The following is a 24,676-nucleotide window of genomic DNA, read 5'->3' as shown; positions in this document are numbered from 1 at the left end:
CAAGCTTTTTTTATTGGAATTGAATGATGAACAATAGAATAAAACTCGACATTATTTCTGATGTAGTTTGCCCTTGGTGTATTGTAGGTTATAAGCACCTTGAAACTGCCATCGAAGAATTAGGCATCAAAGATCGAATAGATATTGAATGGCAGCCCTTTGAATTGAATCCTGATATGACTGAAAAAGGTGAAAACCTTCGTGATCACGTAGCCCGCAAGTATGGGTCATCACGTGAAGATAGCGACAGAGCACGTGAAAACATAACGAAACAGGGGGCGCAATACGGTTTTAAGTTTGATTACTTTGAAGATATGAAAATGGTCAACACGCTTAATGCCCACGTGTTATTAGAGCATGCCAAACCATTGGGTTTGCAACATCAGCTAAAAATGCGCCTATTTTCAGCATTTTTTACTGAGCACAAAGATGTATCTAACCGTGAAGTCTTGCTTAATGAGGCAGAAGCGGTAGGTATTGAGAGAAAGCCCGCTGAGCTTGCTTTGGATAATCCACAGCTCAAACGTGAGATCCAAGAAATTGAATCTCAGTGGCACCAAATGGGCATCAGTGGTGTACCAACAGTAGTATTTAACCGAGAGAGTGCACTTACCGGTGCTCACCCTCAAGAGTCTTTCAAACAAGCTTTGCAACAGCTAGTGGCTGAGAATGGTAGAGCAGATGATTGATATCTATATTTCGTTAGTGGCGGCATTGAGCACTATAGCAGGAGCGTTCAGTTACTTCTCCAAAGTGAAAAATCGTCAAACACCGAAGATGCCCCTGCTTTTTATTATGAGCCTTATTGTTGGGTCAGTATTCGGTGTAGCAGCTTTATATGTAACGGCTCAATCCCCGTCTTGGAGCACGATTGTGGTCATATTGCTCGCAACTATGCCTGTCATGATGAGTGCGGTGTTCTATAAAACCTTTAAAGAGTCAAAATCACCCCTTGGAGATATTCAAGTTCAGGTCGGAGATAAGGTGTTACCTTTTGCTGCAACAAGGGCAAATGGTAGTGAATTTACCCATGAGGAACTAAAAGGGCAGCGTATATTGTTGAAGTTTTTTAGAGGCTCTTGGTGCCCATATTGCAGTATGGAGCTTAAAATGTTTGAGGAAATGAAGCCTATCTTTGACCGTTTTAATGTCAAAATTGTGGCTTTATCTAACGATGAAGTCGCTGCTGCTGAGAAACATCAACAACGTGACCACTTAACCCACGAAATTCTGTCTGATCCCGACTTGAAGGTGATAAAAAAGTATGGTGTAGAACATCATAAAGCACTCGGTGGTGATGGCGTATCAAGTATGACTTTATTTGGGTTACCCTTTCCGACCAAAATGAAGTACAAACCCATGGCGATACCCACATCTATCTTAATCGATGAGTATGGTGTCATACAGTGGATTGACCAAGCGGAAGATGTTCGGTTGCGGGCGAGTGAAGAGAAGTTACTGGCTGCCCTTAACGCCTCTTTTGCTAATTAACTGAACATATCTTGCCACAATGACTCCGCATTGTGGCTCATGCTATCAAAGATGAGATCTCTAAATGCGACCACGCGTGAGGCGATCATCTTTCTATCTGTCCATACCAAATACGCTGTGCCTTTTGGGCACTCAACGCCGGGTAATACCGGCTCCAGTTTATCCTGTGAAGCTAGGTGCTCTAGTGCCACTTTTGGCATCAAACAAATCCCCGCACCGCCTATCGCTGCTTGAATATTCAACCTTAAGCTATTAATCGAGTATTTGGGTTTTATTGGTATTTTGATTGTCTCAAGGTTCTCTTTTAGTAACCAGTAAGGGAAATTGTTACCGGCCAATACATTGTGTTCGAGTAAATCTCTCGCCCTTTCTGGCTTACCTCTTTGGGCTAAATAGCTTTTTGAAGCAGCTAATGCCAATTCAGTTTCAAATAGTTTACGTTGTACCAAGTGAGAGTCTGTCGCTGACATAGTGACAATTGCTAAATCGATTTGTTCAGAAATGAACGCTTCAGCATCGGATGCAAAATGGACATGAATATTCACTTTAGGGTGCAGTGTCATAAACTCCAAAGCAAGCTTTTGTAAGAAAAAATCAGCAAAGGGTTCTGGGCACGATATATGAATATCTCCAGTGAGTACTCCTTGAGCATTTGAAAGGCTTAGCCATTGTTGGTCAAGTCCATGAAACAAGCTTGAGAACTTGTTATATATCTCTTCACCAGCATTGGTCAGCTGGAATTTTTTGGAATCACGGTGAAGCAGTTTCTCATTGAGCTGCCCTTCCAAATTCGACACCGAACGCGACACGGTAGGGGCTGAGGTGTTGGCTTTTACACTCGCTGCTGCAAAGCCTCCACATTCAACAGAGAGGCAGAACCAATAGAGGTTTGTCATGTTTTTTGTACTGATCATCGCGATTACTCTCTTAACCAAGAGTACATAAATGTACTTTTAAAAAACACTATTGTCTATTTTTGAATTCATTGTATCTGCGTATACTTCCCTTATCGAACGGCCTAACGGCCTAAAAAATACTGGATGAAAATGACAATGAAAAAATTCGACCGCAAATATCAATACCCACTCATGATGTCTATGGTACTGCCAATAATGCTTCTTGGTATGTCAGGCATTATGGCGTTCCGCAATCTTCCTGTAGGAGCTGACTTTTTCTCTGCATGGGGAGGAGCAATTGCTCAAGTTGTGCCTCCAGCGTTATTGCTGCTTGCAGTTGTTGCACCGATTGTGCGCTTGTTTGTCACCAAGGTACTTCTTAAGCCAGAACAAGCTTAACCCAATTGCTTTCTTTAAATTAACGTTACTTTGGAGTACATGATGAACCAACAAATATTATTAGAAGCGACAATGATTGGTACAATGTTTCTCATTACTGCTGGCTATTTTATCCGATCTAAAGAAAGTGCGAGTAAAAAAGCAATAAACTTCGTTACAGCACTACTTGGTGGCTTTATGGTGATGGCAGGAACTGCCAAATTTTTCTTACCCTTCGCTGATATCTTTGCTGCGCAAATTGAGCTAAGTGGTTTGCCGTTCCCTGTTTTGTCAAAGTTTGCAGGGCAAATGGGTGAGATTTTTGCTGGAGCCCTGTTCTTACTTGTTCTGACGGAAGGTAAACTCATCTCATCTAAAGTTGCAGATGTAATCATTAACCTAGCAACGCTACTTACGGTGGTTATTATGAGCGTAGCAGTTTATGTACACCTGTCGCCAAATGTGCCAGCTGAAGTATTACCGTTGCAATCTAAACCACCGGTGCTGACTTTAATTGTGATGCTTGTCGCTTTGGGGTTGTGGTGGAGAAAAAAGAAAGCGTAAATTTGATTGATAGTAATTGTAGGGCTCTTTTCATTGTCTGATACAGAGAACACTAGTCAGTATAAGAGCCGCTACTTAGTTTGGGACGGGTATGTCATAAATTGGTAAATTTGCCTGTGATTAAGGTATTGAACAATACCTCAGTTAATCCGACAACTGCTAAATTAGCAAAACCTATAACTCACTCCTGTCCATAAACGAGCTTGAAGACCCTCCTGTTTTGGCTCAGTGCCAATTCTAGTCATTAAAACGTAAAAACCTTAAAATAAGCTTAGCTATAATCCATAAATATCATTGCGTCTTCAAAATAGCCAACCTATTCGTAATCGTGACACATATCTACTCTTAAAAGCGTCATTCCACAAAATCATAGTTATGCAGTTCTTTACAGTAAGAACACATGAAATAACGCATATCTAACCGTTATCTTCTTCGAGCCAATCATTAATGTCATTTAATAATACAGGAAGCTGCTTTTCCAAAAGTGAAAACTCTTTTTCAATATCTAGTTGCCCCTTGCTTGCTTGTAATTCAATCTCTGCAAACAAACTTCTTAACCTGTCGGCGCTTATCTCACCACATAAACCTTTAAGAGAATGCGCAACTTGACGAACTTGTTCATAATTATGATCATCGACAAATTCTGTTAGTTGGTTAAATTTTTCAGGTGCTGTTTTAATAAACATAGTACAAATTTTAATAAGCAAAGCTTCTTTGTTAAGTAAACGAGAAAGTGCAGCACCATGATCCCATAACACTTCTTTTTCAGCCAAAATTTCAGTGACCGGATGTTCATTTTTTTCGTAATTAGATAATGCCCACTCTATTACTTTAGCTTGCGCCTCATTAGCTTGAATGGGCTTACTAATATAGTCGTTCATACCAACCGATAAACATTTTTCTTTTTCACCCATCATGGCGTTAGCTGTCATAGCAATAATAGGTATATTTATAAACTCATTACCAGCATCACCTGCACGAATTTTCTCACAGGCTTGGTAACCGTTTAAGATAGGCATTTGACAATCCATCAAAATACAGCATATTGGCTTTCCTGCTAAGCGACTAAGCTTTAATGCTTCTATAGCTTGTTCACCGTTACTTGCTGTTTTTACGTGAATTGGTAAAAACTCAAGTGCAGCTACTGCTACAGCGATATTTATCTCAGTATCATCAACAATTAATATACTGCACCCATCAATTTGCTCTAAAGTTCGTACTGGTATATCACTGTTTTCGCTTGCTTCTACTGTAAGCAACTGCAATTGATCAAGCTTACTCAGAGTTAATCCAATCGCTCTTAGTAAATCACTTTGTGTGAATGGTTTACTAATTGTCGTTATCTTACTTGAAATACCTTCAGGTAATGGCCATCCGGGTTTATGTAACACAACAATTTTAACGTTTGATTTATGGTGCATGAAGCCATCAATTATTTGTTCTAACTCACCATTTTTATTGTCTTCTGCATCTAAGAAAATAATGTCATAAGGTTCAGCAGTTATATCGGCTAAATCTTCAAAATTTGAGAGTTCTACCTCGCCCCCTTCATGACGAATTAACTGTCCTAGTAGCTCTTGAGATTCTTTATTATTATTAATAACTAAGACTTTTTTAGACAAATAATGGTTGTTCTGTGGTGTATTCTCACTACTTTCACTATCAATTATTATATCAAAACTGAACGTACTGCCCTTATGTGGGACCGAATTGACTTTTATATCGCCCCCCATCATCAGGCATAACTTTTTGCATATTGATAATCCAAGTCCCGTACCGCCAGACTCAGCGTTTATAGAGCTATCAGCTTGGTTAAATGCTTTAAACAGGTGCTGCTGGGCGCTATACTCTATGCCTACGCCGGTGTCTTGGACGCTAATAATTAATTTGTGTTTTTGATCCTCAATCTTTTCTGATTCAACTTTGATCTTTATGAAACCACGCTCTGTAAATTTAATCGCATTATTAATTAAATTATTGATTATTTGGGTTAACCTTAATGGGTCTGATACAGCTCGCTGGCAATTTAAACCTCGTGTATCAAGATAAACCTCAAGCTCTTTATCAAAGGCTAATATGGCGCACGATTCAACTAAGCCTTCAATCAAATATTTAGGATTAAATGTTCTAAAATTTAATTCAAGTTTACCCGCTTCAATCTTAGACAAATCCAATATATCGTTTATCAACAGGTTTAAATTAGTGGCACTTAACTCCATCATACTAATCAACCTACGTGATTTTTCTGGTAATTCTTCACGCTTTAAAATATTCAATGTTCCAATCACACCATTAAGAGGCGATCTTAGCTCATGGCTGATATTAGAAATAAACGCGCTTTTTAGATCACTATTTTTGATAGCCAGATCTTTCGCTTCAGCAAGATCTTGCGTTCTGTTTCTAACTTTTGACTCAAGCTCAGAGTTCAAACGTTTTACCTTAATTTCAGCCGCTTTCTCTTTACTAATATCCCTGATAATAAGCGCGAGGCCATTGAGTACAAGCTGTTCAGAAAATACCGGGCTTACAGAGATAGCAAAAAAGTAGGATTGCCCATTTACCTCTATGGACCGTTCATCTTTGATTTGTGGCTTCGAGCTTTCCAAATCGGCTATATACGTATCTATCGGCAGTTGTTGGAGTAATATCAGTTCATTGGTATGCCTACCTATAGATAAAGCTCTAGACGTTGATAATAATCGCTCTGCACTAAAGTTAAGGCTGGTTAGTTCACCTTGAAGATTTAATCCAACAATGGCATCAATTGAACCATCGACAATGGCAGAAGACTCCCTACGTGCTTCAGCTAGCATTTGGCTTCTGGTTGCATTTCGATAAAAAGTAATAAGCAGTATTACAGTAAAGAAGATAATTACCAATAAAAAGCCATAAGTCAAAAGCCGTTTATCACTAATCATCGTATCGATATACTGCTTTGAAACGACAGTACTTAAATCAATATAACTAAACTTTTTTCCCGGTCGCATTTGAACTGTATCGGAAAACATATAGTATTGATCACCCGCTTTTTGTTTCGAATCCACACGATAAAGTCCTTGATATTGGATCGGCTGCTCATATAGCGTATCCCATGTGATGTTCGGTGCTAAATCTCTTGTAAATCGATACTTTTCGATAGGGTGATATAAAAAATCGCCTTCAGAGCTGCTAATTATAAGCTGAGAATAGTCAAACACTGTGGTTGTTAATTTTTCAATTAAGGTATTTGCGCTAACGTTCATAATTAAAAAAGCAAAGCGTTTACCTTCTTCACTGTAAATAGGGATAGAAAACCGTAACATCGGCTTGTATGGAAATGTCACTTCTCGAAACTCGCGATTCAACGACATAGGCGATAAATATATTTGCTTAGCTTCAAGCTGCGAACTCGGTAAAAAATACAGCTCCCCACTTTTGGGTTGTAACGAATAATCTGCTACAGCCTCAACTGAAGCACCTCGGCGCTGCACACGAATAAGCTCTTCCCCTGAGGCTGTAATAGCAATAATACGTAGTTGCTCAACATTTAAATTATTTTCCATAAAGCCAATAAAGATAGTTTCTAACTGCTCTTTCCACTGTGCATAAGTGGTTCCATCATATGGATCTATACCATTGTTATAATGAGCTCTGGGTAACCCTGAAATAGGTGGTGTAGAATGCAAAAAACTAAGATCCGATTTTGATCGGGATATAAATGAAGTCACAACTTCTTTCAATCGCAGGTTTGTTGCTGTAAACTCGTCCTCTATTTGTATTAACACACCTTTTTTTACATGCATTTCAAATAGTAAAACAGCCAAAACCAACAACAGACCAAAAAAGAACGTGATCCACCTAAGAAACGTCTTTGAAGATACAACTGACTTATTTGCTTTCATGGAAATATTCATTTTTAGCCTTTTGTTACTAATGCTTAGTTAGGGGATTACACCACTTTAATAGTACCGCTCTTAAACACTCATAACTTATTGGTTTGCCCATAAAATCATCCATACCAGATTCAAAACAACGCTGCTTATCGCTACCTAGTACATTTGCAGTTAAAGCTATTATCGGTGTTGTTAAAAAAGCTGGCATCGTTCTAATTTTAAGTGTTGCTTGAGGCCCATCAAGTACAGGCATTTGCATATCCATAAAAATAATATCAAACGCACACATTTCGCACTGTGTAATCGCCTGCTCACCATCACCGGCTATATTGATACAAGTGATATTAAACTCTTTCAAAAGCGCTTCAATAACAATTTGATTAATCTCATTATCCTCAACAACTAATACGTTTAAGTTAGATAGATCAATCTCTTGCGGTGCTGATAATTTAGTATTTTCATGTTGTCGACTCGCCTGTTTATCACCCCTTTGAGTCTTTAATTCAAAATAGAAGAGCGAGCCTTTACCAAGCTCACTTTCTACCTTTAAAGGCGCATCCATGAGCGCTAATAACTTACTGGTAATCGCTAAACCGAGGCCTGTTCCGCCAAATCGGCGTGTAATCGAAGTATCTGCCTGTGAAAAAGCCTCAAAGAGTGTATCAATATGCTCGTGTGATATACCTATACCAGTGTCCGACACACCAAACGACAATATAAGCTCATTATTCACCTCTTTCTGAACATTTACATTTAATGCAACACTTCCTCTTTCAGTAAATTTAATGGCATTGCCTAACAAATTTATAAGTACTTGCTTTATGCGTGTTTCATCTCCTGCAAAAATAATATTCTCTTCGTCTGTCGGCGATGAAACAAAAAGCTGCACTTGTTTTGCATTTGCTTGTTCACTAAATAGTAGCTTTAACTCATCTAGCATTTTATGTAAATCGATTGATTGGTTTTCAAGCTCAACTTTTGTGGCTTCAATTTTACTCAAATCGAGAATATCATTGATGATAACTAACAGGCTGGCGCCTGAAGACTGAATAATCTCTAACATTCTTGCTTGTTTATCTGTCAAAGAGGTATTGCCAAGCTGTCGCGCCATCCCCAAAATTCCATTCATAGGAGTGCGGATCTCATGACTCATATTTGCCAAAAATTCAGATTTGACCTTAGAAGTATGTTCCGCTGCTTTTTTTGCAGAAATAAAGTCTGTACTTAACGCCCTGAAACGATTTGCAGCACCCGCTAACACACCGATTTCATCTTTGCGTGTTAAATCGTGAATGGGCGCCGATAGGTCACCATTAAGAAAGCTTTGAAAACTTTTGGTCAATAGTTTAATCGCATGTGCTATATGAAAGTGAAAAAATAACGCTAGTCCAATGATATACAAGATAGCGCCTACTCCGAGTAGCTGTAAAACATACTCTGTTTTTGAAATACTAACTGAGCCGGTTTCTTTTATTGTAATTAAACGTGACAGTGACTGCTCTCTAAGTGTATTTGCTAATGCACTAAACTCAATGGCATCACCCGCCATAACAACATTAACTAGACTTAAATAGTTACGATTTGCTTGGACGCTTTTAGTAAAAGCTTGCTGGTAATCTACAGCTAACTGAACTGTTGGGTTTTCGATCCTGTTTTGCTGCTTTTGCAAAGCTAATTCGGAGCTTGAAAGACTTTGCAGCGCCTTAATGACTTGTTGACGCTTAGAATAGTCCTTTTTAGTTAAATAAAGCTGCGCATTGTGGTGTAATGTGTGCCATATATTTATATTTTGCGTAATTAGCAACTTATCTTTTAAATCTGCGGTCAGTTGCAGTAAGCCTGTTAAATGGGCAACAGCGCCTAAATAAATACGTGGCAGCTCTGTATCTATCAATGCTGTTTTTATATTATAGCGCTTTTTTAGCACGCTTAGATTATCACCATACCTAAGCACGAGTTCAGACATGGCATCAATATAAATTTTATCGTCAACTTCATTATTTTTTTTATCTATTGCTTTTAAACGCTGGTCAATACTTTGGTAGTTCTCTTCAATCTTAGCAAATACCGCATCACTCCCTGATGCGCCATAGACCGAAATATCACGTTGCATTTCAACAATATCTTTGTTTATTCGTAAAATACCAATGGCATGACTACTAATATCCGTAATATTATTTACCGATGTATCAATTGCTTCTAAGCGTTTATCCATGACGATGTAGCTGATACTGAGTGTAATTACCACCAGTGCTAACGCTAATGTCATTTTCGCTGCAATAGAACGCGATATTAAATGTACCAAACGACGTCCTTAAGCATTAAGTAGTTCATACCATTTATCTAAACTATAATCGTAATTTTGCATTACGGTATTCCACACAGCTATATTTGAAAAACGTTTAATATAACTTCCACCATCGCGAGTCTGGCCAGCTTGTACAGAAATTTTACCATCCGTTCCAATCAGCTCAGTGGTTGCTTCTTTTCCCTCGTACCAATAATCCCACTCAGGCTTAGACATTAACGGCTGGCTACGCTGTGGGTTAGATATATAGTAACCTTGTCGAGCAATAAAGGCTCCAGGATAACCAGATAGCCACCAATTCATATATTCATAAGCCGCATCTTTTACATGCCCCGAGGTATTAGCAGATAAACACATAACACCATGCCAAGCACGATACCCTTCCTTCGGGGATGCATTGACAACAGGGATACCTTGGCCTCTACAGGCACTCACACCCGGTGAAAACATACTTTGGATATTCACGCGTTTTGTCTTCATAAAATCCACTGACTGCGGTACTGATGTCCAGAAACCAGAAAAGTGGCCTTGCCTTTTTTTCGATAATAAAATTGCAAACAATTTATCTATTTCGTTAATACTCATGTTGCCAATATCGTTAAAAGTCATCAGGCCTTGGCCCTGAGCAGCAAGCGCAGCATCAAATATGCCTATTGTTGGGGCATTAACAAGGCCCACTTTTCCTTTATTTTTATCATCCAGCAACCAAGACCAAGACTCTGTTTCATAGGCTTGTCCTTTTTCGATGTAATCGGTGTTATAGCCAAATGAGTCAACATTGTGGACATATGGCATAAAGCTTATTTTTTTTGTAGGTGTACTTGCTAATGAACCATCATTTTGAACAAATAAAATTTTGTTTGGTGCATCACCTGCACCTAGTTTGGCAGAGGGGGTTATTTTGCCTGTTTTAGTAAGGTCATTAATTTCATTCCAGTAAACAAGCCTATCTACGTCTATTGGTTGAATAGCACCAGCTTGCCATAGGATATTGATTGAATCTGACCACTGTTCATAAAGGTCAAAAGAAGTTGGATCCGCAGCAGCTTTTTGTAAAACAGCAGCACTCCCCATAGGTATAAATTGTAAATTTATACCTAGCTCTCGCATGGCTCGCTGACGAAGCTCTTCTTGCAGTGTAACGTGAGTGCCCATGACGCGCAAAGTTGTCACTTTTCTCGCAAATACATAAGGCGCTTTGAATGCGAGTGTTGATACCGCTGCTCCTGCACCCACTGTACGCAGGAAGTGTCTACGATCAGGTGAATAATTCATTATTATTTATCCAATACCAATTTACCTAAGAGAAAAGTATAGACTAAACAATAAAAAAAACAGCAAATTAGCTCCTCATAATTAAAATTACAAGGAGCCAAATTAAACAACCTGTAATTTATAGCAATTACGGCCATCTCGCTTGGCGCAATATAGTTCTTCGTCAGCCAATGAAATCAACTTATTAAGCCCCATTGTGCTCTGTTTCTGACTTGTTACTCCGCCAATACTAACAGTAACGTGCCCAATGGATGATTGACTATGCTCAATATTTGACTCATTAATTTGTAGAATTATTTGTTTGCATACGTGCGTCATCCCTTTAATGTCGGTATAAGGTAGAACAATCAGAAACTCCTCACCTCCAAATCGAATCGTTACGTCATGAGGCCTTTTTAGCGTATTGGCAAACACGTCTGCAATTTGTTTTAAACAAATATCACCTTGAAGATGACCATAATGGTCGTTATAAAGTTTAAAATGATCAATATCGATCATTAACACACTAAACGGCTTTTTGTCACGCTCAGATTGTTTCAGCGAATTACAGACTTCTTTTTCTAGATAGTGACGATTATAAAGTCCTGTTAGAGAATCTTTATAAGTTAAATCCATCAACACTTCCAAGCGCAGCTTATTCTCTACATGATTTGTAGTTCGATGTATTAGCGTTGAAGCAATTACTGGTTTACCAATAAAGTCTGCTGCACCAGCTTCCCAACAAGCATTCTGAGAATCAGTGTCATAAGTTGCAGTAATAAATACAATAGGAACGTGCTCAAACAATATATTCTGCTTTAACGCTCTGCATACATCTAAGCCACTAATGTCTGGCAAATTTACATCCAGTAAAATGAGATCTGGGATATTGGATTTGCAATAATCTAACGCTTGTAAGCCCATAGCTTGTGTTTCGACTTCAAAGTAATCTTCCATGATAGCCTGTAGTGAAAAACGAATTATTTCATCATCATCAACAATTAATATTTTACATTGCGTTAATGGCTTAAGATCTAGGTGCATATATTTCCTTTATTTTTGGCTTGAGTCAGCACCTCCATCATCTCTAAAAAGGGCATTGGTTTACCTAGCAAGTATCCCTGACCAATCGCACAACCTAGAGATTGTAACTTCTCTCTTTGTTGGCTTGTTTCAATACCTTCAGCCACGATCTGTAAGTTCAAAGAATTGGCTAAATCGATAATTGCAATAACAATATCAAGCGATTGAGAATCAGTGAGCATATCGCGCACAAAAGACTGATCAATCTTCAGCACATCAAGAGGAAATAGTCTCAAATATGACAGACTAGAATACCCAGTGCCAAAATCATCAAGCGCAAGGCTAATCCCCATATCAGCGATCGCCTGTAATTGCTTTATCGTTTGTTCAAAATTATCAATCAGTGCTGATTCGGTTACTTCCAGCTCTAAATAACGACTTGGTAGCTTAGTTTTTTCTAATATCGATGCAACCGTATCAACCAGCGAAATACCAGTGAATTGTTTAGCTGAAATATTAACAGCGACTTTCTTTGGGTATCCTGCATCAAGCCACTTTTTAGCATCAATACAACTTTGCTCCAAAACTTGTTCACCTAAACGGTAAATTAGTCCTGATTCTTCGGCATATTCAATAAAATTAAGTGGAGATATAAATTCTCCAGTGTCATCTTTTAGCCTCACTAATCCTTCAGCACCAATAACGTCGTTAGTCACTAAGTCATATTTTGGCTGATAAAGCACAACAAGATCATTGTTATCTAGCGCGTTGCGTAAGCAATTACCCACTTTTAAACGCTTAGTCATTTCAACTTGGAGATCATGACTAAAATAATAATAGCTATTAGCGCCTTCTTGTTTTGCTTTATACATTGCTGAATCTGCATGACGAAGCATTTCCTCGACACTTGATGCATCATCAGGATACACACTTATCCCCAAGCTTGCTGAAAGGACATGTTGTTCATCAGCTAATCTGAAAGGTTTAGCAATGACATCTAGCACTTGACTAACAAGCGGTTCAAGACCGAATGTATCTTTTTCATAGGGAACAACAAGTGCAAATTCATCCCCACCAACTCTTGCAACAGTAATATCATTACATGCAAATTTATCAAGGCTATGACCTATATGGGCAATTATTTCATCACCAATATGATGCCCTAACGCATCATTTATGTACTTAAATTTATCTAAGTCAAGAAGCAACAGGCTCACTTTTGTATTATTAAATGAGGCTCTAGCTATTCCTTGAGTTAATCTGTCATGCAACAATACGCGATTGGGTAATGCAGTTAGTTGGTCGTGATGGGATAAATAAGTCATTTGAACTGACATAGCAAGAACTTCGCTAACATCTTGAAAAACCATTACTGCACCACGCTTATTACCATCTTTATCTAATATTGGAGCCGCACTATCTTCGACTCGGTACAACATACCTTGCCGACTAATTAACTGTGTGTTTATAGCCATAGCAACAGGCCGATTTTCCTTCAGAGCAACTGATAAAGGATTTATAGAAGGTATTTTAGTTGAGGTATCTCTCAGTATCATCACTTCTTCAATATGCCGCCCTCTAGCCGCAATTTGTGACCAACCGGTTAGACGTTGCGCTACTGGATTTAGGTAAGTTATACACGCATGCTCATCAGTAGAAATAACACCATCAGCAATAGAGTCTAACGTGATCCGTAAGTGCTCTTTTTCAGCAGCCAAAGCTGCTTTAGTGCGCTGAATAGTTTTTTCTTGAATTCGAATTTTTGCATGGTTTTCAACCCTCATTCGGCATAAAGTTAAATTCAAAGGTTTAGATATGAAATCAATAGCTCCAAATGAAAGCGCTTTTTGCTCGATTTCAGGATCATTATGAGAAGTGATGACCAAAACGCGTAAGTCAACAAGGTGAGGTCTTTTTTGTATTTCGAGTAATATGTCAAACCCACTAACATTGGGCATTTCTAGATCGAGTAAAAGTATATCTGGTATAAACTCTTCAATAAGAGCGATGGCATCCTCACTTTTATTACATGAACAAATAACCCCAACATCATCCAGAACATGCTCTAGTTGCAAGGTGTTGATCTCTTCATCATCTATAACAAGAATTTTACAAAGCTCTGCCATATAACCACTCTTCATAATTAAATTTCCTAAGATAATTAAGAATAGCTAATCTTTATAAAAAGCGACAGGCTCTCATTTAGGAAAAAATCGATCGCAACCATCCTAGATGGTTTCAAACTAAGAACATACCAAGACAATTTATTAAAAATTAGTTTTTACACAGTCTGTGCCATGAGCAGTCATTCATGATTAACTCGTTTCTGTCCAGAGGCAAGTTATAAATGTAACTCGCCTTTGCCCCATTGCGAGTTAACGACAAAGCTCTATGGGAGGCTTTGAGTGAAGCTGACGTTCATCCTTATTTATATTTCCATAATCCTTAAATTTCTTCCACAGTCAGGAAAACGAGCCAATAGGTCATGTTCGTCGTGACCACATTTAGAGCAATATGCTGGTAATTACTTCCTAACTTTGCTATCAATAGCCATAGGACAAACGAGACAGATTACGGTAGAAAAACTACCTAATCGCTCGATATTAAATTGTTAGCATGCAAATCGAGTTCAATCATAACTTAGAGCAAAGGAAATAATGTGTTAAGCACACTTGCCAAAATTTTACTTACTAGCACAGCAATAGCTCCTGTAGGCTTTACTTATGCGTGGGTAGCTTGGTTTAATGACGAAAAAACATTTGCTAGCTTGGCTATTGCTGCTTCATTATTCCTAGTACTGGTTTGCATCTGGATGCTTCGCTATGCCAAAAAGAACCTAGAGCGGTTCAATTTTTCTGTAGCGACTGTTGAAGCTGCTGATCGCGAAAATATGGGCTTTCTTCTTTTATATTTACTACCGCTTTTTACCGCAAGTTTCACGGCATTAAACTGGACAGTCTGGGTTCCAACATTATTAATATTTGCCGTGATAACCAGTACTGGGTATAGCTATCACTTCAACCCTCTTCTAGGCATCATGAAATGGCACTTTTATAAAGTAGGTACACCAGAGGGTGTAACTTACGTACTCATAACAAAAAAAGAACTTAGGCATGCTAGCCAACCCTTAACAGTGGCTCAGCTAACAGAATATATAGTTATCGATGTAGAGGAATAAAATGACAGCACAGCAGAATTTTTTTGCGTTTATTAAGGACGATAGCGGCAGCTGTCAAGTTAAACGAATTAGGGTAAATAATCCACTTCAGTCAGAGCTAATTCAAATATTTGAAGATCAGCGAGTCTCCTTTGAGCAAGGAGTAGATACTGAAGTGGATTTTAATGGTGACTGGAAGCCAGACGCGAATGAAGTCCTCACTATTGATGATATTAGTGAATCAACGTTAATGGCGAATGCAATCAATGCAAATGCATCATCTTTTACGGACGTGAATATTTCCAACTTCTCAAATGAGCCGATAAAGGCAATATTTACAGGCATTACTACAAATGGTCAAACTAAAGTGTTTGTTCAAAAGTTTTCATCAAGACAGGCTCTTTCGCTAAATCAGCTCCCTATAATAAAGATGCAAACTGGCAATACGTTTATAAAAACTACTGATGATATCTTTACGATTGATAATAAGTTAGTAGCAATTATTGAAGGCAATAAAACAAAGTTCAAAAGTTTCCACAATGCTCGAATGGTTTTCGATCTGTCAGAGTTTTATCGAGAGGCAACAGACGAAGACTTAACTCAGATGTCGCAACATACTTCATTGGAAATTACTGATCTTGCAATTTTTATCTCAGAAGCTGATACGCAAGTAAGAAAGATGGCGCACTCCATTAAGAGTTCGGGGGTGTTAGATAACTATACTGTTATCCAAATATCCACTGCTGCGGCCAATTTTCCTGACATTCCAGTCGTTGTAAATAATGGCAAAATAGCATTGCCAAGTGGCAAAAAAGAACTCAAAGAAGTACTGCACTTTTTATTAGAAGATATATATAAAGGGCCGTTGTCTGGTAGCGATTACTTAACTAACTCTAAACGTGTTCGGTAGCATGCTAACAAGTCACTGCACTTGGAAATTTTACTCGCTTCGCCCCAAAATTCCGGTTAGTGAAGCGTTACCGAATAAATACTCAAAGTTGTTTTTGTCCATAGACGGGTTATGTATATAAATCGCCTTTGCCCCAAGACGTGTTAAAGTAATTACTCTATAGGTCGGCTTTGAGCGAGAAGCGGTCATTGAGATTGGCTAAATATAGTAGTTAATTGATTGGTCAAACTGCTTTTTGCGCATATATTCATGTAAATGAGCTGCACGCGCATATTGATCTATTTAACTTAACTCAATATTTTAGAAAACTTAGTGATAGTAATACCTTAGGTTATTTGTTAAAACTATATAGTAGACAAATGAGCGTTTAGTCGGCAGAAATATGCGCGATGAGCGCACTATTAAATTGTTGAACTAAGCCGCTACGCGGAGATCCTATTCTTATCATTTGAGCCACACTTACCTTGGGGTTATCCCATAACTTGGAGGTAAGTCATGAATACACTCATTGAACAAGTCAAAACTGAAATAGCCTATCGTGGTTATTCGCAAAGTACATGTAAAAGCTACTGTGAACATTTACTAAAACTCAGTCATTATTTTAATAAACCGCTCGATTCGATTACTGATGAGGAACTTAACGCCTTTTTTAACGATCCTGCGATTCGTAAACTTTCTAGAGCAAGCCAAAAAATACAGATAAACAGTATTTGGTTTTTGTTTAAGAATATTTTACATCGGCCATTGAACTTAGATATTGTACTGCCAAAAGTAAAACTTCGCGCACCCACGTATTTATCGCGCGATGACATGCGACGGCTTATAGAAAGTTGCACCGATATGCGCTTAAAAACATTGATTATGGTGTGCTATGGGTGTGGCTTACGTATTAATGAACTGCTACGCATTAAAGTGCAAGATATCGATGGACAGCGTAAAACTATTTTAATTGAACAAGGTAAAGGGGATAAATCACGCTATGTGGTTGTATCAGATAGCGTGCTGGCTCAATTACGTTGTTATTGGAAAATGTATCACCCAACAGGTTGGATGTTCTATTCACGGTTATTAATGGATAAACCTATGTCAGCATCAACCTTCAGGAAGCCATTGAGAAAACATGCACAAGCGTGTGGCTTAAAGCACTGTAATCCACATACTTTACGCCATGCTTATGCAACACACCAACTTGAATCAGGTATGCCACTTCATCAACTGCAACATCAGCTTGGCCACAGTGATATTAAAACCACACAAAGTTACTTACATTGGTTACCAGAGTTAGGTCATGGCGGCATTGATTTGCTTGCGAGCTGGAGTAAACAATGAACGCCTTACACCTCGCTGATATTTTAAACTCAAGCCTTGAGAGTTATCGCCAACATCATACGGTGAGTTATCAACAACTGCGCGTGTGTCAGCACCTTCAATCATGCAGAACGGGTCAGCTCGGTTATCAAGCATGGCAATGTGATAGCTGTGGGGAGTCGCAAAAGATTGGATGTAGTTGTCGAGACCGTCATTGCCCGCGTTGCCAAGGCATGGCTACGGCTAAATGGGTGCAAAAACAGCAGGAGGATTTATTACCATGTAGGTATTTCCACCTTGTTTTTACACTCCCGCATGAGTTGAATATCATTGCGCACTACAACCCAAACGCGTTGTATCAGTGTTTATTCAAAGCCACATGGCAAACGCTGAGTAAATTTGCGAAACGAAAGAGGCATGGTCAGTTAGGCATGACAAGTGTACTGCATACGTGGGGGCAAAACTTAGGTCAGCATATCCATTTACACTGTTTGATACCCGCAGGCGCGCTTGATAAAGCGCACTGGCATGAAATAGAAAAAGGCTATTTATACCCCGTTAAAGCATTATCAACAGTGTTCAGAGGGAAAATGCTGGCGGCGCTCAATGAATGCGATAGTTCATTCGCGAAGGTAAGCACGCCAACCAAATGGTGCGTGTATAGCAAAGCCTGTTTAACGTACAGTGAAAAGCTAGTTAGTTACCTTGCTCGTTATACCCGAAAAGGCGTGATGTCAGAATCGCGATTAGTGTCAGCGACTGAAGAAACAGTGAGCTTTAAATACCGCGATTATGCAGATAACAACCGCGATAAAGTCATGACTCTGAGTTGTGATGAATTTTTACGGCGCTACTTACAACATGTATTGCCCAAAGGGTTTATGCGCATTCGCCACTATGGCTTTTTAGCTAATGCGTGTCGCAAGCGAAAGTTAGCATTAATAAGGTCACAAGAATCACACAGAGGTAAAGTGGAGAAGCTAAAGACAGAAAACGTAACACTGATACCGCATTGGCCTTGCCAGCATTGTAAGGCAGGTATCTTGCGGTTAATTGGCGTATTCCAGTTATATGAAACAAGGACCAAAGTAGAGCGAACGAGTTAGCAGCTAGGTAGCTGCTTAAAATCAATTAGTTAACCTGCTTAACTGCTCAGGCTAGCGGCCTCTGTACGTGTAAAAAATATAATTGCTTATTAAGGCAAATTTAGGTGTAATGAATACATAATAAGCGCTGAGTAATGCAGGGAAAGCTTACATAACACTAGCTAAGCTGATTAAATCAGCTAGGAAAGTGAGAGCCTCCAAAAAGCAAATTCCCATAGCATAAACAACACCAACTCTGACACACCGAGCAGGTAGCGGCTCAGTCCAACAAGCGATTATGCAACACAAACAGCGTGTCGCATAAATACTAAAATGTTAAATTGCAACGGAGTGACAAGTGCCTGATTTGAAATATGTGCAGCTTGAAAGTGATATTCAATCAGCTTTGAAGCTCTGTGGTTGGGTAAAATTTCTTAAAATCGTCTTGGCTTTATTGGTTGTACTATCGTATTTCTTTTTTCCTGACTGGTTGGGGGAGTTAATAGTTATTTCTGTCGTAATTTCCCTAGTTTTGCCGCTTGGCTTTTTTGATGTCTTTATTCAAAAGTTATTGGAATACAACACTCAAAAAACAGAAGAGCGTCAAATTTTAAATTCCAAAGAAGCAAATGAGCATTTCGACAATCTGTACAAAAAGGTTGGGAAGTAATGCAATTTAACAAGCCGCGTCATTCGGGGCCTACGGCCCCTGCGACGCTCACAAGTTCGCGCGCATGCGCGGGGCGTTAGTGCACATGCACCGAACCAGTAGTATCAATCTCAACTAATAAAAGGAAGTATCATGATGAAAACAACTTTAACCCTAATTATGCTTGCAGGTATATCTGTTTCTAGTTTCGCGGGTACAGGGCAATTAACGGGCAAGCAGACCAGTGGCTTAAATAAAATATGTTACTACAACGGAGCATCAGGTTCGTTTAGTAAAACTGTTAGTAACGTAAGTTTATGCCCTCTTTCAGCAGAAGATGGCAAAGGTTTTGGTGGTGCTTCTAGTAATACTGGTTTTTTGTCAGGCCAAACCACAAGTGGCCTGAATAAAACGTGCTATTACAAAAGCCCAAGAGGCACTTTCACAAAAACAGTTGGTTCTGCGACATTATGCCCTCAAAGCGCAAAACAATAAAATTTTAATGTGCACTAATCGGGTAGCCGGAGGTCTCTAACCTCCAGCCCCCACACCACCCATCATGCGGGTCCGCAATGGGCGGTTCATCTCCCGTAATGAATATTGATCCAAATATCTTTCAATGACACTAAACCTTGTGATGCTAAATAGTCATTACCTAGCGCAATGTTAATTCCTTTTGTTTTTGAGCTTCTACAAGGGCCTTTACTGGTGATACCACAGGCTATGGCGAGTCGCTCGCTAACACCCAATTTCATTAAACTGCGTACTTTGGTGCGAGGTTTACGCCATTGCCGCCAGTAGCACATTCTTATCCTACGTCGGATCCAGTGATCTAAATCCACCGTTAGCTGATAAGCGTTGGCTATTAGGTAGTAGTTCCCCCAGCCGCGCAAATACTGTGTGAGTTTATGAATTTGTAGGGTCATTGAGATCCCCCAGTTGCGGTTAGTGAGTTCTCTTACATTTGCTTTGAATTTCTTTAGCGCCTGTTCGTGGATCTGCACTTGAGCGTAACGGAAGGTAAACCCGAGAAATTTCGAGCCTGATACGGGACCGACTCGACTTTTCGATTCATTCACTTTGAGTTTTAATCGCTGAGTGATGAACGCAGTAATTTCCCGCTGGATTATGAGTCCTTCGCTTTTCGTTTTTACTAAAATGATTATATCATCAGCGTAACGTGCAAACTTAAGGTGTTTGTAGGTTAGCTTCTTATCTAATTCATCGAGTAAGATGTTGGAAAGCAAAGGGGATAATGGCCCACCTTGAGGGACTCCTTTGGTTGACTCAAACCACAGACCCGTTTCGCGCTCTGCGATCCCCGCTCGGAGGTATTTGCAATCAAGTCGCGAAATAACGAGAATTTTTGGTTTTGGAGATTGCCTCATCACACCATACGTTTAAGCGTATCGTCTCTTTTCACGAAGTGATGAATCAGTGCCATACCAATATGACCAACAATCAAAACGGTCAAAATCCATGCGATTGGCGAATGGAGCTGTCCCAGGGCTTGGGCCCAGGCAATTTCCTCGCCTTCAGCAAAAAGCTCGATACCGAAAGCCGTAATCCCGTGGCCACCACCCAGCATGACCATTACCCCGGTTATCGGCATCAGCAACAGGCCAAGATACAACGCCCCATGACCGGCCTTGACCAGCAGAGCCTGCGCCGGATCTTGCTGCGGGCGCTGATGACGCTGGCCAGCGGCCCAGGCCAAGCGTACCAGAATCAGCAGCAACATCAGCGAACCTATAGAGACATGCCAGGGCACCAGCGTTTGTCCGACCCAGTGTTCTCCGTCGAAGATTCGATCACCAAACTTGAGCAGTTGCCAGAACACCAGTAGGGCCATCGACCAGTGCAGCAGTTTGGTGAGAGCGCCATACCGCTCACGAGAATCGTGGATCATGATTGGGTTCTCCGTATTGCGGGTTTCATTACCATTGAAGGTGTTACCAAAGAGGATGAAGCCAGAATGCACACTCATTCCAGCCTCATCTTCATATCACTGCCTACTGGCGGCGTCCAGCCTGGAAAGCATCTCTTCCGGTAGTGACAATTTCACCGAAGCCAATATCTCATCCAGTTGAGACAGCGATGTTGCACTGACAATCGGTGCGGTCAGTTCTGGCTGGTGGAGCAGCCAGGCCAGTGCCACTTGGGATGGTTTTGCTGAAGCCTCCTGCGAAACGGCCATCAGGGTATCCAGAATGCGCTGACCACGATCGCTGAAATAACCGTTGAGAAAGTCAGCCCGAGGGTTGCCTTCCAGGTCTGAAAGCTGAGCGTATTTGCCAGTCAGGAATCCACTGGCCAGAGAAAAGTAGCTCACCACGCCAAGATTGTGCTCGCTGGCGACTTTCGCCAGCGACGACTCGAAATCGGCCCGGTCATGCAGGTTGTAGAGGGGCTGGATCAGCTCATAGCGCGCGAACCCATGATCACGAGACACGGCCAGCGCCTGTTCCAATCGATCGGACGAATAATTGGAGGCGCCGATGGCCCGCACCTTACCGGCCTTGATCAGCCGGTCAAACGCGCCCAATGTTTCCTCCAAGGGGACTTCCTGATCATCAATGTGGGCGAAGTATACATCGAGGTAATCGGTGCCCAGACGTGACAGGGAATCCTCAATTGCAGCTTCGATGTTGGCTGCAGATAGCCCTTTACGACGCTCCAGCATACCGACTTTGCTCATGAGAATGACGTCATCACGACGTCCCCGCTTTTTCAGCCATCGTCCGATAACTGCCTCCGACTCGCCACCTTCAAGGCCCGGTGCCCACGCAGAATATACGTCGGCCGTGTCAATGGCGCTGAAGCCCTGCTCCACAAACCGATCGAGTAGCTGAAAAGAGCGGTTATCATCGGCTGTCCAGCCAAACACGTTTCCGCCAAATACCAGTGGGGCTATCTCCAAACCGGACTTCCCAAGGGGTTTCTTCTGAAGACTCATGATGCCTCCCTCAAAAAACAACTGTCAGTGGGTGAGTCGGCCGGGTGGTCCCGGCCGGCGATTTCAGGCAATGCTTTCCACAATGCCACCTTCAACACGCAGGGCGGCGCCTGTGGTGGCACTGGCCTGGGGAGACGCAGCGTAGACACAGAGGCTGGCGACCTCTTCCGGTTCGGCAAAACGTCGGAGCAGCGTGGAAGGCCGGTTTTCGTCCAGGAACAGGGTTTCCATTGCTTCCGGGGAGACTCCCCGCTCAGCCGCCAGGTCAGCCATCATGGCTTTGGCTCCTTCAGTACGGGTCGGACCGGGAAGGATGCTGTTCACGGTCACACCGGTTCCGGCAAGAACCTTGGCGAGACCCCGGGATACACCTTGAAGCGCCGCCTTGCTCACCCCGTAGTGCACCATCTCCGATGGAATATTCAACGCCGATTCACTAGAGATGAACTGGATACGCCCCCAGCCCCGAGCCTTCATGCCAGTTGCGTAATGCCGGGCAAGTCGAACACCGCTCATCACGTTGACCTGGAAAATCTCTTCCCAGGCAGCATCGTCGATATCGAAGAATGGAACGCCGCCATAAATACCCAGGTTGTTGACCAGAACATCCACCTCGGGCAGCTGTTCGATGATGGTCCGGCAACCTTCCGCGGTACCCGGGTCCGCGATAATGCCTTTTGCATCGTCCCGACCGCTGGCATTGGCTATCTCGGCCAGCGCCTTATCCACTTTGACCTGGTCACGACCCACTATAGTTACCGAGGCACCGGCCTCGGCCAGCCCCTGGGCAATGGCCAAACCGATGCCCGCGGTAGAGCCGGTGACCAACGACTGTTTGCCCGTAAGTTCAATTTTCATCATTTAATTCCTCTTGCTATTGATTTTTGAGGGGACGTCACCCACTCAACCAAATTGAAACGCCGATAACTGGGTTTCCATCACCCGTTCGGAATAAACCTTCTTGCCGGGCTCCTCGCCCGCTGCACCCGCTGCCACGAGCAATGGAATCAGGTGTTCCTCGTCTCCATGCGGATGACAATCGAGGGCGTGGGGTGCCTGAACCCATTTCCTCAATCGCTGATAACGAATTCCGGAGTCACCTTCGACAGTGTCCGTCAGCCAGTCATCGTACGCCTCGGAGAGCGGTGTAAACCGCTTGTCGCCGTAGCCACGCATGTTGTGGAAGCTCATGCCACTGCCGAGAATCAGCACACCTTCGTCACGCAGTGGCGCCAGAGCTCTGCCTGCCTGCAGGTGTGCTTCGGGGTCCAGGTCCTGCCGTAACGACAGCTGAACCACAGGAATGTCTGCCTCGGGGAACATCACCTTGAGCGGAATAAACATACCGTGATCAAACCCACGCCCAGAATCCTCCAGGGTGTTCTGTTGTGCCCCAACCAGTAGACGACTCACGCGATGGGCCAATGCCGGCGCTCCTGGAGCCGGATAAGTCAATTTATAGGTGTGGACCGGAAAACCGAAATAGTCATAAATGAGATCGGGCTGGCTGCCGGCGGTCACACTAAACTCTTGAGTGCGCCAGTGGGCGGATACCAGGAGGATGGCCGTCGGCTTTTCTGGCAAACGCCCGATGACGCTTCGAAGAAAGTCGGCCATACCGTCCCACGTATTGCGGGGACTCCAGTCCATAAAGAAACAAGGGCCAGCGCCGTGGGGAATAAAAAATACCGGTTGTCTGGTAGGCACTCTTGGCTGCGTGGACATCGACATACCTCCATAGGTTTGAATAGTTCAGATATCACAATGAACAGGTTATACTGATACTCAGGAAAGGAGAACGGACTTAAAAAAGGAACTGTTTTAACTAAAGGTAGGAAATAAAATGCTGGACCGATACACAAGCATGCAGGTATTCGTTCAGGCAGCGTCCAGAGGTAGTCTGTCTGCCGCCGGCCGGGAGCTGAACATGTCGCCGGCAATGGCCACAAAACATGTGGATTCACTGGAAACCAGGCTCGGCACGAAACTGCTTCATCGCACCACTCGACAGTTATCACTGACAGATGCCGGACGGGGATACCTGCAGGCCTGTCAGCGCATTCTTCAGGATCTTGAAGAAGCGGAGTCCGAAGTATCTTCCCAGCAGCATCAGGCCATGGGTCGATTACGTCTGAATGCACCGCTATCCTTTGGCACACGCTTCATTGCACCGTTAATACCGGAATTCACCCATCGTTACCCACTGGTAGAGGTGGATCTTGGCCTGAGCGACACTCAACAGGATCTGCTGAAAGAGAGCTGGGACCTGATTGTCCGCATCGGACACCTCGCTGACAGCGACCTCAGGGCCCGCCGTCTCGGCAATTGCCCGATGCGACTTTGTGCCTCGCCTGAGTATCTGAAAAAACATGGAACCCCTAACCGTGTTGCCGAGCTCTCAAACCACAATTGCCTGAGCTACAGCCTTTCCTCAGCGCAACGCGGCGGCACCTGGGCATTCGGCCAAGATGGTAAGATCCAGGTGCCCGTAACAGGCAACCTCATGTCCAACAATGGCGACGCACTTCTTGCTGCCGCCGTTAAGGGCCAAGGGATCATATATCAGCCCAACTTTATCGTGTCCGAGGCATTGGCCAGTGGCGCTCTGGTTGCTTTCGAATTGGATCACCCTCCACTGGATCTCGGCGGCCTGCATGTGCTGTTCGCGCCGGATCGTCGGTTACCCCTCAAAGTAAGAGCGATGATCGACTATTTGGTTGAGGTTTTTGAGAATTCGCCATGTAGACCGTCGTAAATTTTATCCTTTCTTACCAAGGCCCCCTCTCTACACCTGTAAACTGTTCCAACAGTCAGGCTTAGTTCGA

General features: G+C 42.1%; 21 protein-coding genes and 1 pseudogene. 11 read left to right on the top strand and 11 right to left on the bottom strand.

From position 1 onward, the window contains the following. Positions 1–23: 23 nt before the first annotated feature. Together MTN97_RS06365 and MTN97_RS06360 are read left to right on the top strand one after the other, a co-directional pair. A complete protein-coding gene (locus MTN97_RS06365) occupies positions 24–689 on the top strand; it encodes a DsbA family oxidoreductase (protein ID WP_248473967.1) in 666 nt (221 codons plus the stop codon). Then, on the top strand, positions 682–1,491 hold the full coding sequence (locus MTN97_RS06360) for a peroxiredoxin family protein (protein WP_248473966.1): 810 nt from the start codon (positions 682–684) through the stop codon (positions 1,489–1,491). The genes MTN97_RS06365 and MTN97_RS06360 overlap by 8 nt, the downstream gene beginning before the upstream one ends. Here MTN97_RS06360 and MTN97_RS06355 read toward each other — a convergent pair. Beyond that, positions 1,488–2,405: a LysR family transcriptional regulator gene (locus MTN97_RS06355; protein WP_115896387.1), complete on the bottom strand. Its 918-nt coding sequence runs from the start codon at positions 2,403–2,405 to the stop codon at positions 1,488–1,490. The two genes, MTN97_RS06360 and MTN97_RS06355, sit on opposite strands and share 4 nt — an antisense overlap. 138 nt (positions 2,406–2,543) lie before the next feature. On the opposite strand from MTN97_RS06355, the gene MTN97_RS06350 reads away from it, so the two are divergent. After that, positions 2,544–2,786, top strand: a complete 243-nt coding sequence (locus tag MTN97_RS06350; protein WP_248473965.1) for a DUF2798 domain-containing protein — start codon at positions 2,544–2,546, stop codon at positions 2,784–2,786. Between the two features lie 39 nt (positions 2,787–2,825). Beyond that, on the top strand, positions 2,826–3,329 hold the full coding sequence (locus MTN97_RS06345; protein ID WP_059021375.1) for a hypothetical protein: 504 nt from the start codon (positions 2,826–2,828) through the stop codon (positions 3,327–3,329). 416 nt (positions 3,330–3,745) lie between these two features. On the opposite strand, the gene MTN97_RS06340 is transcribed toward MTN97_RS06345, so the two are convergent. From MTN97_RS06340 to MTN97_RS06320, 5 genes are all read right to left on the bottom strand, one after another. Further along, the gene (locus tag MTN97_RS06340; protein ID WP_248443010.1) at positions 3,746–7,222 is read right to left on the bottom strand and encodes an ATP-binding protein; all 3,477 of its coding nucleotides are present in this window, start codon (positions 7,220–7,222) and stop codon (positions 3,746–3,748) included. A gap of 16 nt (positions 7,223–7,238) precedes the next feature. Continuing rightward, the gene (locus MTN97_RS06335) at positions 7,239–9,506 is read right to left on the bottom strand and encodes an ATP-binding protein (RefSeq protein ID WP_248473964.1); all 2,268 of its coding nucleotides are present in this window, start codon (positions 9,504–9,506) and stop codon (positions 7,239–7,241) included. Positions 9,507–9,515: 9 nt separating this feature from the next. Then, positions 9,516–10,784, bottom strand: a complete 1,269-nt coding sequence (locus tag MTN97_RS06330; protein ID WP_248443012.1) for a PotD/PotF family extracellular solute-binding protein — start codon at positions 10,782–10,784, stop codon at positions 9,516–9,518. A gap of 102 nt (positions 10,785–10,886) precedes the next feature. Beyond that, positions 10,887–11,807: a diguanylate cyclase gene (locus MTN97_RS06325; protein WP_248443013.1), complete on the bottom strand. Its 921-nt coding sequence runs from the start codon at positions 11,805–11,807 to the stop codon at positions 10,887–10,889. Continuing rightward, positions 11,798–13,927 carry an EAL domain-containing protein gene (locus MTN97_RS06320; protein ID WP_248443015.1) on the bottom strand — a complete coding sequence of 710 codons (2,130 nt, stop codon included), beginning with the start codon at positions 13,925–13,927 and terminating at the stop codon, positions 11,798–11,800. The genes MTN97_RS06325 and MTN97_RS06320 overlap by 10 nt, the downstream gene beginning before the upstream one ends. Before the next feature lie 518 nt (positions 13,928–14,445). On the opposite strand from MTN97_RS06320, the gene MTN97_RS06315 reads away from it, so the two are divergent. From MTN97_RS06315 to MTN97_RS06290, 6 genes are all read left to right on the top strand, one after another. Next, positions 14,446–14,964, top strand: coding sequence for a hypothetical protein (locus MTN97_RS06315; protein ID WP_024606121.1), 519 nt, complete (start codon positions 14,446–14,448; stop codon positions 14,962–14,964). A gap of 1 nt (position 14,965) precedes the next feature. Continuing rightward, the gene (locus tag MTN97_RS06310) at positions 14,966–15,853 is read left to right on the top strand and encodes a Kiwa anti-phage protein KwaB-like domain-containing protein (RefSeq protein ID WP_024606120.1); all 888 of its coding nucleotides are present in this window, start codon (positions 14,966–14,968) and stop codon (positions 15,851–15,853) included. Between the two features lie 495 nt (positions 15,854–16,348). Next, complete coding sequence (locus tag MTN97_RS06305) at positions 16,349–17,182, top strand: tyrosine-type recombinase/integrase (protein ID WP_063528612.1); 834 nt, start codon at positions 16,349–16,351, stop codon at positions 17,180–17,182. Next, positions 17,179–18,267, top strand: a complete 1,089-nt coding sequence (locus MTN97_RS06300) for an IS91 family transposase (protein ID WP_222714585.1) — start codon at positions 17,179–17,181, stop codon at positions 18,265–18,267. The genes MTN97_RS06305 and MTN97_RS06300 overlap by 4 nt, the downstream gene beginning before the upstream one ends. Positions 18,268–18,604: 337 nt before the next feature. After that, positions 18,605–18,916 (top strand): hypothetical protein, encoded by a 312-nt coding sequence (locus MTN97_RS06295; protein WP_024606117.1) that lies wholly within the window; start codon positions 18,605–18,607, stop codon positions 18,914–18,916. A 132-nt stretch (positions 18,917–19,048) separates the two neighbouring features. Next, the gene (locus MTN97_RS06290) at positions 19,049–19,390 is read left to right on the top strand and encodes a hypothetical protein (protein WP_024606116.1); all 342 of its coding nucleotides are present in this window, start codon (positions 19,049–19,051) and stop codon (positions 19,388–19,390) included. Between the two features lie 86 nt (positions 19,391–19,476). On the opposite strand, the pseudogene MTN97_RS06285 reads toward MTN97_RS06290, so the two are convergent. From MTN97_RS06285 to MTN97_RS06265, 5 genes and pseudogenes are all read right to left on the bottom strand, one after another. Then, positions 19,477–20,244, bottom strand: a pseudogene (locus MTN97_RS06285) (group II intron maturase-specific domain-containing protein); the annotation flags it as partial. Between the two features lie 38 nt (positions 20,245–20,282). Beyond that, positions 20,283–20,882: a cytochrome b gene (locus tag MTN97_RS06280; protein ID WP_013786621.1), complete on the bottom strand. Its 600-nt coding sequence runs from the start codon at positions 20,880–20,882 to the stop codon at positions 20,283–20,285. Positions 20,883–20,900: 18 nt separating this feature from the next. Beyond that, positions 20,901–21,851 carry an aldo/keto reductase gene (locus tag MTN97_RS06275; protein ID WP_007105033.1) on the bottom strand — a complete coding sequence of 317 codons (951 nt, stop codon included), beginning with the start codon at positions 21,849–21,851 and terminating at the stop codon, positions 20,901–20,903. Between the two features lie 63 nt (positions 21,852–21,914). Beyond that, positions 21,915–22,712, bottom strand: a complete 798-nt coding sequence (locus MTN97_RS06270) for an SDR family NAD(P)-dependent oxidoreductase (protein ID WP_248473962.1) — start codon at positions 22,710–22,712, stop codon at positions 21,915–21,917. Between the two features lie 42 nt (positions 22,713–22,754). Then, on the bottom strand, positions 22,755–23,576 hold the full coding sequence (locus MTN97_RS06265) for a DODA-type extradiol aromatic ring-opening family dioxygenase (RefSeq protein WP_248473961.1): 822 nt from the start codon (positions 23,574–23,576) through the stop codon (positions 22,755–22,757). Positions 23,577–23,694: 118 nt separating this feature from the next. Between MTN97_RS06265 and MTN97_RS06260 the strand changes: the two genes are divergently transcribed. Continuing rightward, positions 23,695–24,606 (top strand): LysR family transcriptional regulator, encoded by a 912-nt coding sequence (locus MTN97_RS06260; protein ID WP_024603698.1) that lies wholly within the window; start codon positions 23,695–23,697, stop codon positions 24,604–24,606. Positions 24,607–24,676: the final 70 nt, after the last annotated feature.

Source organism: Pseudoalteromonas sp. 2CM36K (assembly GCF_023161865.1).
Lineage (GTDB): Bacteria > Pseudomonadota > Gammaproteobacteria > Enterobacterales > Alteromonadaceae > Pseudoalteromonas > Pseudoalteromonas tetraodonis.
Note: the sequence above shows the minus strand (reverse complement) of the source record. Positions and strands in the feature narration are given on the sequence as shown.

Coding starts and splice junctions, on each gene's coding strand:
- MTN97_RS06310 (WP_024606120.1), top strand. CDS start 14,966: ATGACAGCACAGCAGAATTTTTTTGCGTTTATTAAGGACGATAGCGGC.
- MTN97_RS06275 (WP_007105033.1), bottom strand. CDS start 21,851: ATGAGTCTTCAGAAGAAACCCCTTGGGAAGTCCGGTTTGGAGATAGCC.
- MTN97_RS06270 (WP_248473962.1), bottom strand. CDS start 22,712: ATGATGAAAATTGAACTTACGGGCAAACAGTCGTTGGTCACCGGCTCT.
- MTN97_RS06260 (WP_024603698.1), top strand. CDS start 23,695: ATGCTGGACCGATACACAAGCATGCAGGTATTCGTTCAGGCAGCGTCC.
- MTN97_RS06320 (WP_248443015.1), bottom strand. CDS start 13,927: ATGAAGAGTGGTTATATGGCAGAGCTTTGTAAAATTCTTGTTATAGAT.
- MTN97_RS06365 (WP_248473967.1), top strand. CDS start 24: ATGATGAACAATAGAATAAAACTCGACATTATTTCTGATGTAGTTTGC.
- MTN97_RS06340 (WP_248443010.1), bottom strand. CDS start 7,222: ATGAATATTTCCATGAAAGCAAATAAGTCAGTTGTATCTTCAAAGACG.
- MTN97_RS06305 (WP_063528612.1), top strand. CDS start 16,349: ATGAATACACTCATTGAACAAGTCAAAACTGAAATAGCCTATCGTGGT.
- MTN97_RS06350 (WP_248473965.1), top strand. CDS start 2,544: ATGAAAAAATTCGACCGCAAATATCAATACCCACTCATGATGTCTATG.
- MTN97_RS06265 (WP_248473961.1), bottom strand. CDS start 23,576: ATGTCCACGCAGCCAAGAGTGCCTACCAGACAACCGGTATTTTTTATT.
- MTN97_RS06360 (WP_248473966.1), top strand. CDS start 682: ATGATTGATATCTATATTTCGTTAGTGGCGGCATTGAGCACTATAGCA.
- MTN97_RS06300 (WP_222714585.1), top strand. CDS start 17,179: ATGAACGCCTTACACCTCGCTGATATTTTAAACTCAAGCCTTGAGAGT.
- MTN97_RS06355 (WP_115896387.1), bottom strand. CDS start 2,405: ATGATCAGTACAAAAAACATGACAAACCTCTATTGGTTCTGCCTCTCT.
- MTN97_RS06290 (WP_024606116.1), top strand. CDS start 19,049: ATGATGAAAACAACTTTAACCCTAATTATGCTTGCAGGTATATCTGTT.
- MTN97_RS06280 (WP_013786621.1), bottom strand. CDS start 20,882: ATGAGTGTGCATTCTGGCTTCATCCTCTTTGGTAACACCTTCAATGGT.
- MTN97_RS06345 (WP_059021375.1), top strand. CDS start 2,826: ATGATGAACCAACAAATATTATTAGAAGCGACAATGATTGGTACAATG.
- MTN97_RS06330 (WP_248443012.1), bottom strand. CDS start 10,784: ATGAATTATTCACCTGATCGTAGACACTTCCTGCGTACAGTGGGTGCA.
- MTN97_RS06325 (WP_248443013.1), bottom strand. CDS start 11,807: ATGCACCTAGATCTTAAGCCATTAACGCAATGTAAAATATTAATTGTT.